The sequence below is a fragment of the Anaerolineae bacterium genome, assembly GCA_016931895.1.
Taxonomy (GTDB): Bacteria; Chloroflexota; Anaerolineae; order 4572-78; family J111; genus JAFGNV01.
Window position 1 is genome coordinate 1 of record JAFGDY010000087.1, and the last position, 15475, is coordinate 15475.

At 50.6% G+C, this 15475-nt stretch carries 14 protein-coding genes; all 14 read right to left on the bottom strand.

Annotation, left to right across the window (positions count from 1 at the left end):
* Positions 1–35 precede the first annotated feature (35 nt).
* Positions 36–2609, bottom strand: coding sequence for a type I restriction endonuclease subunit R (locus JW953_06875; protein MBN1992411.1), 2574 nt, complete (start codon positions 2607–2609; stop codon positions 36–38).
* A 66-nt stretch (positions 2610–2675) separates the two neighbouring features.
* Positions 2676–3239, bottom strand: coding sequence for a transposase (locus tag JW953_06880; protein MBN1992412.1), 564 nt, complete (start codon positions 3237–3239; stop codon positions 2676–2678).
* 51 nt (positions 3240–3290) lie between these two features.
* Positions 3291–4649 (bottom strand): restriction endonuclease subunit S, encoded by a 1359-nt coding sequence (locus JW953_06885; protein MBN1992413.1) that lies wholly within the window; start codon positions 4647–4649, stop codon positions 3291–3293.
* On the bottom strand, positions 4649–6406 hold the full coding sequence (locus tag JW953_06890) for an N-6 DNA methylase (protein ID MBN1992414.1): 1758 nt from the start codon (positions 6404–6406) through the stop codon (positions 4649–4651). The genes JW953_06885 and JW953_06890 overlap by 1 nt, the downstream gene beginning before the upstream one ends.
* Positions 6403–6663: a hypothetical protein gene (locus tag JW953_06895; GenBank protein ID MBN1992415.1), complete on the bottom strand. Its 261-nt coding sequence runs from the start codon at positions 6661–6663 to the stop codon at positions 6403–6405. The genes JW953_06890 and JW953_06895 overlap by 4 nt, the downstream gene beginning before the upstream one ends.
* Positions 6664–6920: 257 nt before the next feature.
* Positions 6921–7772 carry an alpha/beta hydrolase gene (locus JW953_06900; GenBank protein MBN1992416.1) on the bottom strand — a complete coding sequence of 284 codons (852 nt, stop codon included), beginning with the start codon at positions 7770–7772 and terminating at the stop codon, positions 6921–6923.
* Positions 7772–8986 (bottom strand): AGE family epimerase/isomerase, encoded by a 1215-nt coding sequence (locus tag JW953_06905; GenBank protein MBN1992417.1) that lies wholly within the window; start codon positions 8984–8986, stop codon positions 7772–7774. The genes JW953_06900 and JW953_06905 overlap by 1 nt, the downstream gene beginning before the upstream one ends.
* 204 nt (positions 8987–9190) lie before the next feature.
* A complete protein-coding gene (locus JW953_06910; GenBank protein MBN1992418.1) occupies positions 9191–10117 on the bottom strand; it encodes a glucosamine-6-phosphate isomerase in 927 nt (308 codons plus the stop codon).
* Positions 10118–10130: 13 nt separating this feature from the next.
* Positions 10131–10610: a GNAT family N-acetyltransferase gene (locus JW953_06915; protein ID MBN1992419.1), complete on the bottom strand. Its 480-nt coding sequence runs from the start codon at positions 10608–10610 to the stop codon at positions 10131–10133.
* Between the two features lie 17 nt (positions 10611–10627).
* Positions 10628–11806: an aminotransferase class I/II-fold pyridoxal phosphate-dependent enzyme gene (locus JW953_06920; GenBank protein ID MBN1992420.1), complete on the bottom strand. Its 1179-nt coding sequence runs from the start codon at positions 11804–11806 to the stop codon at positions 10628–10630.
* A gap of 40 nt (positions 11807–11846) precedes the next feature.
* Positions 11847–12638, bottom strand: coding sequence for an ABC-2 family transporter protein (locus JW953_06925; GenBank protein MBN1992421.1), 792 nt, complete (start codon positions 12636–12638; stop codon positions 11847–11849).
* A gap of 1 nt (position 12639) precedes the next feature.
* Positions 12640–13449 carry an ABC-2 family transporter protein gene (locus JW953_06930; GenBank protein MBN1992422.1) on the bottom strand — a complete coding sequence of 270 codons (810 nt, stop codon included), beginning with the start codon at positions 13447–13449 and terminating at the stop codon, positions 12640–12642.
* Positions 13436–14455 carry an ATP-binding cassette domain-containing protein gene (locus JW953_06935; GenBank protein ID MBN1992423.1) on the bottom strand — a complete coding sequence of 340 codons (1020 nt, stop codon included), beginning with the start codon at positions 14453–14455 and terminating at the stop codon, positions 13436–13438. Before JW953_06935 ends, JW953_06930 begins: the two co-directional genes overlap by 14 nt.
* Positions 14456–14548: 93 nt before the next feature.
* A partial coding sequence (locus JW953_06940) for a glycoside hydrolase (protein ID MBN1992424.1) occupies positions 14549–15475 on the bottom strand: 927 nt, incomplete at its 5' end.

The following is a 15475-nucleotide window of genomic DNA, read 5'->3' on the forward strand; positions in this document are numbered from 1 at the left end:
ACTCACGCCGGAACCGTCGAACCTAATCGAGTCGCTCAGCCATAGGCTGAGGTTTTATAGGATAATAAATAAAGTCGCTCTAAATCTGCATCTTGAAAGGGCATAACCTGCGACAAAAAGGCATATTGGCGGACGTAATTGTGCAGATAATGGCGAAACTCATCTTGGCGGGCCGGGTCGGTTAAATAGTTAAAGCGGGTAACAACAGTACGGAGTAGGGGTTGTAAATTTTTGGCCTTTTCGCCTTGCCGCAGAAAGAGTTCGGCTACTGCGGCAACTTCTTCGGGGGTGTAGAGTTGGAAATCGGCCAGCGTATCATATAGATCGTAGAGTTTATTGGGATCGCTACCTTCACTGAGTAGCGTGGTTTCGTAGTAAGGCTGAAACGCCTTTTGAATATCTTCAGCTTTGTTGGCAAAATCAAGCACCATTGTCTCGGTTTTGGCGGGGTGGGTGCGATTAAGACGGCTTAATGTTTGCACAGCGTTGACGCCGGTCAATACTTTATCCACATACATGGTGTGCAGCAGCGGCTGGTCAAAACCGGTTTGGAACTTTTCAGCCACAATCAAAAAACGGTAACCGGGTTTATTAAAGGTTCCGGCTGTTTGCGTGTCGGGGAAGCCGTTCATACTTGCCTCGGTATATTTTTTACCGCTATCTTCGATTTCACCAGAGAAGGCGACCAGCGCCGCAATATCATAACCTTGCTTTTTGAGATATTTATCAAAGGCGAGTTTGTAGCGCACGGCGTGTAAGCGGCTGCGGGTGACGACCATTGCCTTAGCCTGCCCCTTTCCGGCGGGGTTGGGAATACGATGGCGCGTTGTTTCCCAAAAATGCTCAACCATAATCTCGGTTTTTTGGGCAATGGTGAACTCATGCAGGCTGACGTAACGCTTCATTTGCCCAATTGCCTTGCTTTTGGGGTAACGCGGGTCATCTTCGATTTTTTTGAGCAAATTGAAGTAGGTGGTATAGGTGGTGTAGTTGGTCAGCACGTCAAGAATGAATTTTTCTTCAATGGCCTGACGCATCGAGTAGAGGTGAGAGGGTTGAAAACTGCCGTCCGGTTGTTCTTCGCCAAATAGCTCCAGGGTTTTTTGTTTGGGGGTGGCGGTGAAACCAAAAAAACTAAGGTTGCGCTGGCGGCCACGCTTGCTCATGCTGGCATTAATCAGGTCTTCACCCGTTAGCGGTTCATCAGAAGCCAGTTCGTCAGAAGCATCAGAAGTCCAACTTTTAATAAAAGTTGGACTTCTTTCACTACTTGCATCATCTACCGAGAGCACCTGTTTAATACTCTTGCTGGTTTCGCCGCTTTGGGAAGAGTGGGCTTCATCGGCAATAATGGTAAAACGGCGTCCCCGCATCGCGCCTTCAAAGGCTTCAATTGTGCCCGCTTCTTCTTTTTCAAGCTCCTGAATTTTTTGAATGACAACCGGGAATTTTTGTAAGGTAGTAACCACAATTTCACTGCCGCCTTCAAGGGCTTCAAGTAATTGTTGGCTATCTTTGTCAATAGCTTGCACCACCCCACTTTGTTTTTCAAACTGCAAAACGGCGTTGCGAAGCTGTTTATCAAGGATGCGCCGGTCGGTGATAACGATGACGGAGTCAAAGACGCGCTGGTTGTGGGCATCGTGCAGAGAAGCCAGCCGGTGAGAGAGCCAGGCAATGGTTTTACTTTTGCCGCTACCGGCGCTATGTTGAATGAGGTAGTTATGTCCAACCCCATGTTCTTTGGCCTGGGCCAGAAGGTGACGCACGGCGTGCCATTGGTGATAACGAGGAAAGATGAGTTTTTCACCGCCATCATCGGGGTCAACCTCGACAAAAATAAAGCTGGCGACCAATTCTAGCAGGTTAGCAGGGGCCAGGATTTCTTCCCAAAGATAGCTACTGGCGTAGCCATTGGGGTTGATGGGGTTGCCCGCCCCACCATGATCATCACCTCGATTGAAGGGCAAAAAATGAGTGGCCTGCCCCTTGAGATGGGTGGTCATATAAACGCTATCGCCATCTACGGCAAAATGGACCAGGCAGCGTTTGAAAGAAAGCAAGGGTTCGCCGCGCGGGTCGCGGTCACGCTGGTATTGCAAAATGGCGTTGATGGCGTTTTGCCCGGTCAGTTTGTTTTTGAGTTCAATGGTAACAATGGGCAGGCCGTTAAGAAAAATGACCAGATCAATGCTGTTGTTATTTTTGGCGCTGTATTGCACCTGCCGCATCACCGAAAAGATATTTTGGGCAAACTTGGCTTGGTGTTCCGGATTAAGCGTGGTGGCGGGTTGAAAATAGGCCAGTTCAAAAAAACAGCCAAAATCTTTGATGCCGTTGCGCAAAACGTGTAAGGTGCCTCGCCGCCTGATCTGGCTATCCAGGCGGCTGAGGAATTTGGGGACAACCGCCGTGCCGTGTTGTTCTTTTAGCCGCTGCCATTCTTCTTTTTGGGTGTTGATGATAAACTCAAGCAGTATGTCGGGGTCAACACAATGTTTCAGGTCGTAATGGGGGTTGTGCTTGCGGCCATTGCGTTGGCGAAAACCATACGCCGTATGAAGATGTTCTTCTATTTGGTCTTCAAATCCTTTTTCGCTGATGTCCATCCTGTTTTCTCCGGTTAGAAGTTCAACTTTTTAGAAAAGTTGAACTTCTAAACTTCTAAACCCATCTCAGTCAAACAGCAGATGCTCTATAATTTTATCATCTTCATCTTGATCTTCTACGTAAGCGCGATAGTCAGCTACAGAAGCAAATTGAGCCAGGATGATATTGGGTTTGGGTAATTTGCCGTTCCTTAATCCAATGTAATCCTGGTAGCTGGAGAAAACCCATTTTGCGGGTGACGTTACCAAACGGGCTTCAACGGGATTACGATGAATGTACCGGGTTAAATGGGTTAAGTAAGCTTGATTATCAACGTGCTTACCTTTGAACCGTCCTTGAAAAAGAGACCCAACCCGCTGTTGTTCTTTATTGATGGCTTTGGTATAGGATGTACCAAAAGGTTGCATCACCGCGTGGCTAAAATTTTCACTTTTTAGATGAACCAGCAAATGGTAATGGTTGGGCATCAGGCAATAAGCGATGATGTCAACAAGGTCGGGCTGAAAATAGTCGGCCAAACGCTGAATGAAAAAGCCCCAATTGCGCCGGGTAAAAAAAATTGGCTGGCGGTTTACGCCGCGATTATAGAGGTGATAGTATTCGCCGGAGACGTAGATAGTTTTGGTCATTGGCTGTTAGAAAAATAGAAGTTCAACTTTTTAAAAAAGTTGAACTTCTTGTTACTCCCGCACATCAATTTTGCCGGTGACTGCGGCTGAGATGAGAGCGGTGCGGTATTCCTTTAGTCGTTCAATAGCTTGTTCAACTCTTTCAATGAGAGTGCCAAGGTGAGTAATTTCCCGATCCAGGTAGGCGACAATGGCTATTTGTTCGGAAATGTCAGGAAGAGGTATTTTGACCTCTCTCATAGTACCAGAATAGATAACTTCAATAGTGGTTGAGTTACTCATCTCAAAAAGCTGACTTTGAATCAGGAAACTGTCCTGGATAAGTAGAACAAGAAACCTAGAAAAGAGTTTTTGAGGATTTGGTTGAATACGCATTAAGCAAGGATGTAAAATACCCAACTCTGCATCATCTGGTACAATCACACATCTCCCGATTGTACCACGTGTTGTGATAAGAATATCACCAGGATACACGGTAAAAGCCCGCAGGTCTGCATATTTCTCTTTTGAGATGTAGTTTTCACCTTGAGTAAGATCGCGATCTATGACATTTCGCTGGTTGTAAACTTTAATTTCACCGGACATCATCTCTGATGAAAGCAATTGGCTGCCAAAAGGACCTGTTTTGATAGCATCTCCCCTTGGGTTTGCAATAAATTTAATCTTTACTAACTGCCAATGCTCAGGAATCTCCCCCAGCCACTCGACACCGCTATCCTTCATTGGCGCAGTGGGGTCAAGCCCTTTGGTGACGGCGTGGCTGATAAGGGTGGTGCGTTTTTCTTGGAGACGTTCAATCAGTTGGCGTTTTTTGGCAATGAGGGTGTCAATCACGGCGGTTTCTTGGTCGAGGAAGTTGGCGATGGCTTGTTGTTCGGCAAGTGGGGGTATCAAGAACAAGGAATTATCCAAGTCATATTTTCCCAATCCATAACGGGTGATACCATTTGCCGCCATTTTATATTGGTCATCAATTCCAAATGAAGAAAATGATCGAAATAAATAACGCCCATCTACCCGAGTCTCATGTGGTCGAATGAGAGCCAAATGATACCCACATACGACATCTTTGAATTCTTCGGTAACCAAAGCAGGAACTGCAATATCATCCCAAGACTCGGAATCCTTTGTAACAATTACATCCCCTTGCTTCAACCCGAATCTTCGCACTTCACTTGGTGAAGCGGTAGACGGCATTAGCTCCAAATCTGCTGTGATGAAATCGTTGTAGTACACGTCAGTATAGTTACAAAGCCTAACAGGAATATCTTCATCTCTTGAGTGCTTATCCACATTGCTAAATGCGGTAGCCGCAATATGTTTAAGCCGACGTATTTCCCAATGTTCCGGCACTGTGTCAATTGAATCAAGACCGGATGGCTTGTATTTTGGGTACGGTTTAATTCCCATTAAACCCTCACCCCGTCATCGTCATCGTTTGGCTCAGAAGTCGGGCTTTTTTCAAAAAGCCCGACTTCTGGATTTATCCCGTTACCGCCAACCTGGGCCAACAAATCAATAATCTCACGCTCAAGCGTTCTGATGTCGTCCTCAATTTCGGCCAACTCGCGGGGCGGCCGGTAACGGTAAAAGTAGCGGGTAAAGCTAATCTCGTAGCCCACACGCCCCACCCGGCCGTCTTTTTCATCGGTAAAATTGGTGTCAATAAAAGCGTCGTCCACGTGGGGTTTTACTTCCCGGTTAAAATAGTCCCACACGTCTTCGGTGAGCGGTACTTTTTCATCCAGCCAGGAGTCGCCCAGTTCAGAAGTTGAGCTTTTTTGAAAAAGCTCAACTTCTTTATCTGGCTCGGCGGTTTCAGAAGTCGGGCTTTTTTGGAAAAGCCCGACTTCTCCTGCCGGCAGGGGAATATTTTCGTAGTCGCGCAGGTCGGTGTCCGGCTCCGGTTTGCCGTTTTTGTCAAAGCAGATTTTGGCGGCAGGGTCGGTTTCACCTAAAGCGGCCACAATGGCTTTGGTCAGGTTGGGGCTGAGTTTGAGCTGATGTTGTTTGGCGGTTTGGCGCAACACTTTCAAAAATTTGGCCCGATCATCTATCAACCCGGCAGGCAAATCATTCAGCATCGCCCGGATGGCGGCCTGTTGCTCCCGCCCGGCGGCTTCATCGGCTTCACGGATGGCAGGAATTTTCTTTTTGCTTTTGGCTAAATTTTGAAAGGCTGATTGTTCTTCCAAGCGGGCAATTCGCTCCGGGGTGTTTTGGAAGTTGAGGCGCAGGGGACGATCAATGCGGACTTTGCGGTAGCCAAAGAAATGCTTGGGATAGATGCGACAATTTTCTTCCTCAGCAAACCGGCGGTAAATGCCAGCGATCTCCGCAATTTGAGCCTCACTGATTTGGTGCCGTTTACTGCCCAGGCTTTTGCGCATCTTTTGGTAAAAATCAACGGCATTCACCAACTGTACTTTATCTTTGCGTTTTTTGCTCTTGCTGTTGGTCAGCACCCAAATGTAGGTGTTAATGCCGGTGTTATAAAAAAGCTGGTCGGGCAGGGCCACAATACCTTCCAACCAATCGTTTTCTATAATCCAACGGCGGATTTCACTTTCACCACTGCCGGCATCGCCCGTAAACAGCGGCGAGCCGTTGAAAATGATGGCAATGCGGCTGCCCTCCTCGTTATCCATTTTGCTGAGCATGTGCTGCAAAAAGAGCAGCGCGCCATCGTTGATGCGGGGCAACCCGGCTCCAAAACGTCCGTTTTTCCCCTGGCTCTCGTGCTCCTGTTTGATGATCCATTCAACCTTTTTCCAGGAGACGCAAAAAGGAGGATTGGAGAGCATGATGTTGAAGGTTTGCCCGCGATAACCGTCATCGCTAAAGCTGTTGCCAAATACAATGTTGTCCGGGTCTTCCCCTTTCAATAGCATATCGGATTTGGCAACCGCATAAGCGCTGGGATTCAATTCTTGCCCAAAGAGAACCACATTGGCCTTTTTGTTGCGCTGGATAATATACTCTCTGGCCACCGACAACATTCCGCCGGTGCCACACGCGGGGTCGTAGACTTTACGGATTTTATGGGGCACGTGCAAAACTTCGTCATCTTCGCTGAAGATCAACTCAACCATCAACCAAATGACTTCACGCGGGGTGAAGTGTTCACCGGCTGTTTCGGTGTATTGCTCGCTAAATCTACGGATCAGTTATGATTGTCTACCTCGGCGGGGTGCAGGTCAACCCGAAGGAATCGTTGCATGATGGGGTAGATCAGTTTGGATGATTGCAAGCGGCTAATTTGACGCCGAAAGTCGAACTTTTCAATGATGTCTTGCACTTCGGGGCTGTAACCGTTGAGATAGTGAACCAAGTTTTGGGCAAGGTCATCGGGGGCTTGCAGGAGTTTTTTCCAATCAAAATCGGAAGTATTGTAGACCAGGCTTCCGCCTGCTTTGGCTTGCAATTTGAAATCATTTGTATGGAAGTTATGGGTGGGAGATATGTAGACGGTAAAATTTCACAAGCTAACCCTACCAAGCAGCAACTACACGAACAGTCGCTGCCATCAGACGAGGCCCTACCCAAACAAAACGCCCTGCCCAGAAAAATCTACTTTGCCAGGGCAATTTGCCCCCATTTAAAACGCCAGAACAGGCCATATCACCTCACCAAAAGCCTGCTTTGACACTCCGCAACATTGGCCTTGTTGGGCGGATTTTCTCAATTTTGAGCAAAGAATGTTTTTATACTGGCTGCATATTCATTGGGCTTTGACAGAACGATTGCATGCCCGGCATCAGCCACAATTTTGAGCCGGGTATTTGGATAAAAAGCTACGATCTTGGTTCTATCGGCTTCTGTGCTCACCGGATCATTCTCTCCACCTATAACCAACACCTCGCCGGGCCAGGGTTTCCCCCCCACCTGGTCATATCCATATTTTTTTAACGTATCGGCCCCGGTACGAAAATGGCTCAGAACGTCTGCTTTGCTCAAACGCTTCTCAAAAATCTGAGCAAGGTATACCTGCCAAAAATCTCGCTGATTTCCCGGCACAGACAAAATTTGAAAAATACTCTTCTGGTAAATGTTCTTGACCATTTTACCCGGCAACATTGGGGCAAGGGCCAAGATAAGCGTCAAGGCCGCTCGCTGTAAGCGTGGTGCGGAAAGGGGACCGGCGCTACTCAAAACAAGCTTCTTTATCCGGGCCGGATACCGTTGAACCATTACTTGAGCAACCATACCGCCATAGGATTGCCCTAACACAAACACATTTTGGATTTGTTCCTGCTCAAGAATAGCCACAATCCCATCAACAATTTCGTCAATATGCCAAAGAGGAGGATAAGTTGGGACAATAACACGATAAGCGGGTTCAAATAACTGAACATAGGCAAAAGCGGTTTCAGCAATTCGTAACCCCCCGTTCAAGAATAAGAGGGTTTCCGGCCCTTTACCGCCAACCAGGTATTCCCATTGGACATTAGCTACAGTGATTTTTTGGCAAGGGTGTTCGGCCTGAAACTGGAGCAAGTTTTCTCTTTGATGGCTGAAAGTGGTAGTGGTCATTAATCTCCCTGGTGGCTTAAAATTTTGTCCACTCTTTGGCTCACTTCAAGGCAGGCCCGGCTATTATGATAGGGGCTTTTCCACATTCCGGCTTTTTCCCGGTTGAGGGGCCGTCCGGTTTTGTCAACTCCCCAAAACCACTCGCCATGCTCCCGGTCAATGAGATATTGTTTGATAAAGTCCCAACTTTTGAGAGACGCTTGCAGAAACGGCTGATGACGGCTCAATTGATAGGCGCTCAAAAACCCCACCATTGCTTCCGCCTGGGGCCACCAATGTTTGGCAGGGTCAATAATGCCGGTGGGGTCGCCCTGGTAGAACAGGCCGCCGTCCTCGTCAAATCCTTCTTCGTAAGTGGCCTGGGCCATTTTCAGGGCCACGTCCTTAAGGCGGGCCAGCAGGTTGTCATCGCCCAACACCTCCCCGGCTTCCACCAACAACCAACTACCCTCAATGTCGTGGCCATAAGAAACTTGAGCAGACAGTGAGCGCCAAGTTTCGTCAAAAAACAGCTTAAAGTGAGCGGTGGCCGGATCAATAATATGATCAAGCGTCGCCAAAATCAACTCTTTTTGTTTGGTCTTAAGGCCGGCATCATCCCCGGCCCGCAAAAGATTGGTAAAGGCTTCCATCAGGTGTAGATGGGTGTTCATGGACTTTTGCGCCGCCACATCTTCTTCACCCAATTTCAGCCCACCCATCAGCGACCAGTCCCGCTGCGCTCCTTCAAAATAGCCCGACGCCTGGCGGTCGTAACAATGTTGTTCAAGCAACCGGTAAATTTCAAGGGCTTTAGCCAGGCTTGGCTGATGGCCGGTGGCCAGGTAATACTCTGAAACCCCGTAAATACCAAAAGCCTGGCCGTAGGTCATCTTGAGCATCTTAATCGGTTGGCCCCGGTAGTCAAGCAACCAGAAAAATCCGCCCCATTCATCATCCCAAAAATTGTCCAGCAGGTAATGGTAGGCCCGATCAGCCGTTTCAAGATAAACGGGGTCAGCCAAAACGCGATAAACGTGCGAGTACGTCCACAGCAGCCGGGCATTGTGGATCAAGCCCTTGGGGGCATCCTTTTTGATTGCCAACGCATTGTTGAGGCTTCCGTAAAACCCACCATTTTCCCGGTCAAGGGTGTGGGCTATATGAAACGGCAAAATATTGGTTTTGAGTTCCTGCTCTACCTCAGCCTGATAGTGTTTCAAATTTCCAATCATTTCAAGCTCTCTTTTACCTATGGGGTTGAACGTTTAGGTTCTGTTGACATTTTGGCTCTTGCAAGTGGTTCACTCAAACCAGATACTTCCCACCGATAAACCATTTGACGCCGAGCAGTATAGCTCGGCCATTATTATCGGATTACAGTTGGGGCGGTTTCCGGCGTTTCAGGCTGACCAGCCCGCCATTAAGTCCAAGGGATGTTAGTGCATTTCGGCAGTGCAAACGCCGATATTGGGACGATAAAAATTGAATTGCACATGGGGATGATCGGCCAGCAACGACATCGGCACGGCGCTGTCGGGTATCTTTTTGGAGATCATCAGGGTGGTCAAGCGCATGCCAAACGGGTTATCGTGGGCGCCGGCATGCCAAATGGATACCTTTTCCGCTTTCCATGTTTCTACCGGGCCAACGGTAAGCGCCTGACCGGGCACGTTTTGCACCACACCGCCCCCAGAGGTACGCGCGTTTTGGATAAGCGTCATCGGGTGCAGATCAACCAGGCGGGTGGTCAGTTTACGGTATTCTTCCGGCGAGGGAGGAGCGTTTTTGTATTGGCCCTGGCGCGGGAGCGGATCATTAAAAGCCCAATGTTTTACTTCGCCCTGGCCGCCCTGCATCACCACACAGCGCGCCTGGTCCCAACTGGCCAGGTATTCACTCAGGTCGGTGCGGGGAAAGTGCAAATTTTCTTCGGGCATGCGCAGGTCTGGCCGGATTAGATTGAAACACAACTCCCGATCCGCTTTTTCAAAACTCAGGTGGTGGGTGACGGGCACAGACTGCCCATCAAGCACCCATTCATCCATGGCCCAAAAATGGGCATGGCACAGATCCAGCTCCAATTCATTTACCAGCCGGGCCACCAGCGGCAGTTGTTCGGTAGGGCCAATGGGGCCGCAAATACCGGCCGGTTGGCCGGCCGTGGCTTGCCTCCAGGCGGTGATGTATTCCAGGGCTTCGGCCAGATAAAAATCTTCGATGGTGTGATAGAACTTTACCGTAAAACCGGGCCGTGAAAGCTGCAAGAGATCATCGGCCGTCAGCCGGGCCGCCTCATCCAGAATTTCACGGTCCAGGGTGGTGTAATCCCACCAATCGGGAGCAACTTTGCTCAAGGGTCTCATTTTTTACCTCCAATTAGTATTTCAATAACGTCCCATAAACGCCCGGCTCGGAGCCTTCAATCTCAATGGCCCCAACCAAGTTGGCGTAAAATTCCTTTGGCCCCACCCAGGGGATAATGGCATAGGCATATCCCTGCGCCGCCATTTCGTGCAGGCACTTCAAGAGGAGAGCTTTGCCGATGCCCCGCCCCCGCTGCGCTTCGTCAACGCCAACGGGGCCAAAAAAATTCCGGCATACTGCATCATAACAAGTGAAGCCAAACAATTGGCGCTGAGCGGCGTCAACGGCAATCAGGCAGGCGATCGGCACTTGGGCAAAAGCCACGTCACATTCACTGATCCACAAGGGGCTGAAGCGTTTGGCCACCCAGTTGATGACCATGTGTTTTTCGGCAGCCAGCGCACGGCGAATCTCCACGCCTTCCTCTCGCTGCCGGGCCAGCACCGGCTCCAGGGGGGGTAAGTTGTACAATTTAACCAGCATATCGGCCATAGCAGGAGAGCTTCTTTCTACAGCGTCCTGGCCGCAGCAAACAGATGATCCAGCAACGTGTTGACCTCAGACTCGGTCCAGAAGGGATTGGTGTCAAGGGCCACGGTGCGGGCCGTAATGTCCAGGGTGCGGGGGCACATATCCGGCGCGTACTTTACCTGGCCGGTGTAGTGGGGCGGCCCCCACACGTTCCACTGCGGGCTGACGTTGGCTTTGTTCATAATAAATTCCCAATTGGCATAGATGTGGCGGCCGGTGTTGATGGGCCGCACCGCGCCCAAATTGCGCTCATTCAACAACGCCTCAAACCGGGCCGCTGTTTCCACCGTATCAAATTGAAAATGCAGGGTGGTGCCGCAATCACCTTCAAGGTCGTTGGTAGGGGCGGGAGTGAGAGAGCCGGCCACCGTATCGTGGACACGCTGTTTGATCGGCCGCATACCGGCCAGGAATGAATCCAGACGGCCCAACTGCACCAGGGCAAAAGCGCCCAGCACTTCGTTCATGCGGTAGTTGATGCCGGGGATAACGGGTTTATCTTCAGGAATATCCTCGCCCCAAAAACTGACCCCACAATCGTGGTGCATACGCATCCGGTCATACACGGCGCGATTTTGGGTTACGGCCACGCCGCCTTCGCCAACGCCGATGATCTTGTAAAAATTGAGACTAAATGCTCCGGCATCGCCCAAGCTATCCAAGGGCCGGCCCTTGTATGCGCCGCCAACCGCCTGGCAGGCGTCCTCAATGACGTATAGATTGTGTTCCCGAGCCAATTCCAGGAGCGGATCAAGGTTACAGGGGATACCCGCCATGTGCACCGGGATGATGGCCTTGGTATGCGGCGTGATTTTCCGGCGCACGTCGTTTACGTCCAGGGTCAGCGTTTCATCAATTTCGACAATCACCGGCACGGCCCGCGCCTCAACCACGGCAGCGGCCGTGGCAATAAAGGTGTAACCGGGCACAATTACCTCGTCGCCGGGGCCAATACCCAGCCCCACCAGGGCGCAGACCAGCGCCGCCGTGCCGCCGGTAACGGCCACCGCATAAGGCGACTGCATGCGGGCGGCGAATTTCTGTTCAAATTGTTCCACCTGGTGCAGGCTGTTTGGCTCGCCGCCGTAACGAAACAGCCAACCGGCTTCTATCACCTTGCCAATGGCTTCCAGTTCTTCCTGTCCAAATTTGTACATAAGGATGATCCTTTCTTTTTAACAATGAAGGCTCTGTAAACTATGAGCCGGTACTCTGATATTGGTTCAGCCCAATCCGCCAAGAACCATAGGCCAGGCCAAAACAAACAACGGCGATGACCGGGATGAACAAAACAAAAGGATAGTATGTCTTTACGCCCAAAAGAAAGGTGGCCGGAAAGAAGCTGGTAAAGGCAAACGGCGCAATCCAGGTGAGTAGAATTTGGATCGGCCTGGCGTAGATGGTCAGCGGGTACGTGGAGAAATTCCTCAGGCTGTGCGCCAAGTACATAATCGAGGTGCTGGCTCCAATAAACCAAAAAGCGGTAGTGGCGGCGCCCAAATATATCGAGACATAGATGAGGGTACCACAGGCCACGGCCAGCGTTAAAAAGCCGATATTGGCCACCGTCCAGGACAGGTGGAGATTGTTTGCAGCCACAGCGATAATCACCAGCCCGGTAAAAAAATCTCCCAAACCGTGCAGGGCTGCTTCACTGCTCAACAAAAAGAACAAAGGGCCACCCGGTCGAACCAGCAGGCGGTCGAATTCGCCCATTCTGACCAAATAATTGAGCCGCCACGGCCCGTTGAAAAATAATTCCACCAAGCCAAACGGCAGGGCCGCAATCCCGTAGATGAGCATGATCTGGGGCAAAGTCCAGCCGTTGAGGTCGCCAATGTTTTGAAAAATGACCCACACAAAAGCCAGGCCGACCACCTGGCCCAAAATGGTGGTGACATTGCCCAGGATAAAATCTACCTTATACTCCATCTGCGCCTGAACACTTAAGGCCCACAACCTTACGTAGAGTTTGAGGTATCTGATCAAACTATCCTCCGTGAATAGTGACCCTTTTTGAGGCTTGCGACCACATCACGTGGCCCAACGTCCACAAAATAACCACCCACATCAATTGCGTCAACAGGGCATAATACATCTGCCGCCCCTCAATCTGGCCCAAGTAAATGGACACCGGCAAATAAACAATGGCGTGAAAAGGCAGGGCCAAGGCCACATTTTTTAACCACGCCGGGAAAAAAGCCAGGGGCACCAAACTGCCGGAGAAGAAGTCAACAATAAAACGTTTGCTGTTGACCAAGCCAAACATGCCGGTTGTCCAAAAGGAAAAAAGGCCTACAATGTAACTGAGGCAAAAGTTGACCAACACGCTCAAGCCCAAACTGACCAAAAATATCCCTCCCGCGACCCCGTTGGCCGGGCCGTCTATTTTGAAAAAGGCAAAGCCTACCCCCAGAACAATCAAGCCAATGAGAATACCTTCGATCACCACCGGCCCCAACGACTCAAAAAATCTGGCCCATTGATAACTCAAGGGCTTAATCAACTCCATGGCCACGCTGCCATCTCGAATTTTGCTGGAAATGCCAATTTCCGTATAAAAACTATACAGATTTTTGACAGCGTAACTGATAAAAACGTAAGTGACCATCTGCGACAGCGTAAAACCATTGAGTTCGTCGTGCTTAAGGTAAACCACCTGCCAGATGTAGTACAGCACCAACGCCTGCACCAATCCCGAAAGCAACGAGATAAAAAATCGCATCCGGTAGGCCAGGGCCGCTTGCAGCGCCTGTTCGGTTAGGATCAGGTATTTCCTGATAGACTTAACCCGCCTCATGCCAGCCTTCCTGGTAAATCTTCTTGACCACCGCCTCGATACTGGTTTCCTCAATGCTAATATCTAACACACTGTATTGGTCAATGATGTATTGTGTTGCCTCCGAGGCAGAGGTCAAGTCCCGATCAATCCGCACCTTGAAGTGATGCTCGCCGGTTTCCTGAAGTTCCATGCCGGGCGGCCAGGCAGCAGCCAAAACACCTGAGAGCCTGTCTTTGACCTCAAAAGTAAGAATTTTGTACCGGCCAAATTTGTCCTTTATCTCTTTGATGCCGCCATCATACACCACCCGACCCTGGTCAATAATGATGGTGCGTTCGCAGATGTCCTCGATGTCTTCCAGGTCGTGGGTGGTGAGGATAACGGTGGTGCCCTGTTCCCGATTGATGGATTTAATAAACCCCCGAATACTCTCTTTGGCCACAATGTCCAAACCAATCGTCGGCTCGTCCAGGTACACAATTTTGGGATTGTGCAAAAAAGACGCGGCCAGATCGCAGCGCATACGCTGGCCCAAACTCAGTTTTCTGACCGGCTTTTTCAACAATTCAGCCAGACCCAAGAGGTCTGAAAAGCGGCCCAGGTTCTGGCGGTAGGTTGTGGTGGGGATCTGATAAACTTCTTTGAGCAGCCGGAACGTCTCGATGACGGGGATGTCCCAATTCAATTGCGTGCGCTGGCCAAACACCACCCCGATGTTTTGGGCGTTTTCCGAGCGTTTCTGGTGCGGGGTCAGGCCATTCACCTCAATCTTGCCCCCGGACGGAACCAGGATGCCGGTCAACATTTTGATGGTGGTAGACTTGCCCGCCCCATTTCGGCCAATGTAGCCCACCATTTCCCCCGAAAAGATGTCAAAACTAATCCCATCAACCGCCTTGACCACCTCATAATCCCTGGAAAAAAGGTATTTGACCGCGCCAGTGAGTCCCTCCTCGCGCCGGGCGACCTTAAAGGTTTTAACCAAACTTTTAACCGAAATGATGGGGGGGCTTCCGGTTTCCATAATCCATTCCAGGAGACGCAGATAAGTGCCTCAGACAAGAAAGACAAAACCGGCGTTTATCGGCGTCCTGATTTTTGGCACCCTGACCGCATCCTACGTTTGAGGATCATAATCACGCTTCATCTTTTCCAACCGAGCCTGGCTATCCTTAAACCCGCCGGGCCGATTGCGGGCCAGCCAGATTTTACGATGTTCGGCCAGAAGTTGGTCGGCCTCTTGAGCCAATTGCCGGCGCAAGTCAATCTCCTCCTGATCCTGTTCCCGGCCTAAGGCCCACCTCCCGCGGCGGCAGGCGTGGCGCAGCATGGCGGCGGCCCAGGACAACTCGCGCCGGATGAGGTCGGCGTCGGGCCGGTTGATTTGCGCTTTGGTCAGAGGGGTCAGCACCTGGTCAAGGTAGGCCAGCGTTTTTTGCAAATTCGCAGCCGTCAATTGGTCATAACCGGCAATTTTCTCCGGCGGGTTTTGCAAAATATGGAAAAGACTGGTGCTATTGGGCGTGAGCAGTCCGGTTTGTAAATAGGCATTGCCCAGGTCATACACCAAACGGCCTATCACCCCGGCCCCATCCCAAAACGCATACCGGCTCAAAACTTCGGCCAGGTCAAGTTCGCGGTTGGCCGCATAAGCCCAAGAGAAAGCCGCCCCGGCCGCATACCCCAGGTAACTGACCGGCAGAGGCTGCCAGTGGCCATTATCGCCCCAATCGGTGTTGAGGTAGCCCACAGCGCCATGCTCAAGGCCATTTTCGGCGGCGCTGCGCAAATTACCCAGGGCATTATCGGTGCGTCCGGCCACCGTGTTCCAACTGGACGTGCCAGGGCACACGTAAAACGGCACGCCGGAAGCGGCAAATTTGGCCCCGTGGTCAGCAAAGGGATGCTCCGCATCGTAGCCCCATTCCAAAGCAATCACATCGCGGGGCAGTGCGGTGGCCAGTTCGGGATGGGCCATGATGATGTCGCCCCAAAATTGCATGGTGCGGCCTCGCGCTTTGACCTCGCGGTAAATTTGCAGCAA

Coding starts and splice junctions, on each gene's coding strand:
- JW953_06875 (MBN1992411.1), bottom strand. CDS start 2,609: ATGGACATCAGCGAAAAAGGATTTGAAGACCAAATAGAAGAACATCTT.
- JW953_06880 (MBN1992412.1), bottom strand. CDS start 3,239: ATGACCAAAACTATCTACGTCTCCGGCGAATACTATCACCTCTATAAT.
- JW953_06885 (MBN1992413.1), bottom strand. CDS start 4,649: ATGGGAATTAAACCGTACCCAAAATACAAGCCATCCGGTCTTGATTCA.
- JW953_06900 (MBN1992416.1), bottom strand. CDS start 7,772: ATGACCACTACCACTTTCAGCCATCAAAGAGAAAACTTGCTCCAGTTT.
- JW953_06905 (MBN1992417.1), bottom strand. CDS start 8,986: ATGATTGGAAATTTGAAACACTATCAGGCTGAGGTAGAGCAGGAACTC.
- JW953_06910 (MBN1992418.1), bottom strand. CDS start 10,117: ATGAGACCCTTGAGCAAAGTTGCTCCCGATTGGTGGGATTACACCACC.
- JW953_06915 (MBN1992419.1), bottom strand. CDS start 10,610: ATGGCCGATATGCTGGTTAAATTGTACAACTTACCCCCCCTGGAGCCG.
- JW953_06920 (MBN1992420.1), bottom strand. CDS start 11,806: ATGTACAAATTTGGACAGGAAGAACTGGAAGCCATTGGCAAGGTGATA.
- JW953_06930 (MBN1992422.1), bottom strand. CDS start 13,449: ATGAGGCGGGTTAAGTCTATCAGGAAATACCTGATCCTAACCGAACAG.
- JW953_06935 (MBN1992423.1), bottom strand. CDS start 14,455: ATGGAAACCGGAAGCCCCCCCATCATTTCGGTTAAAAGTTTGGTTAAA.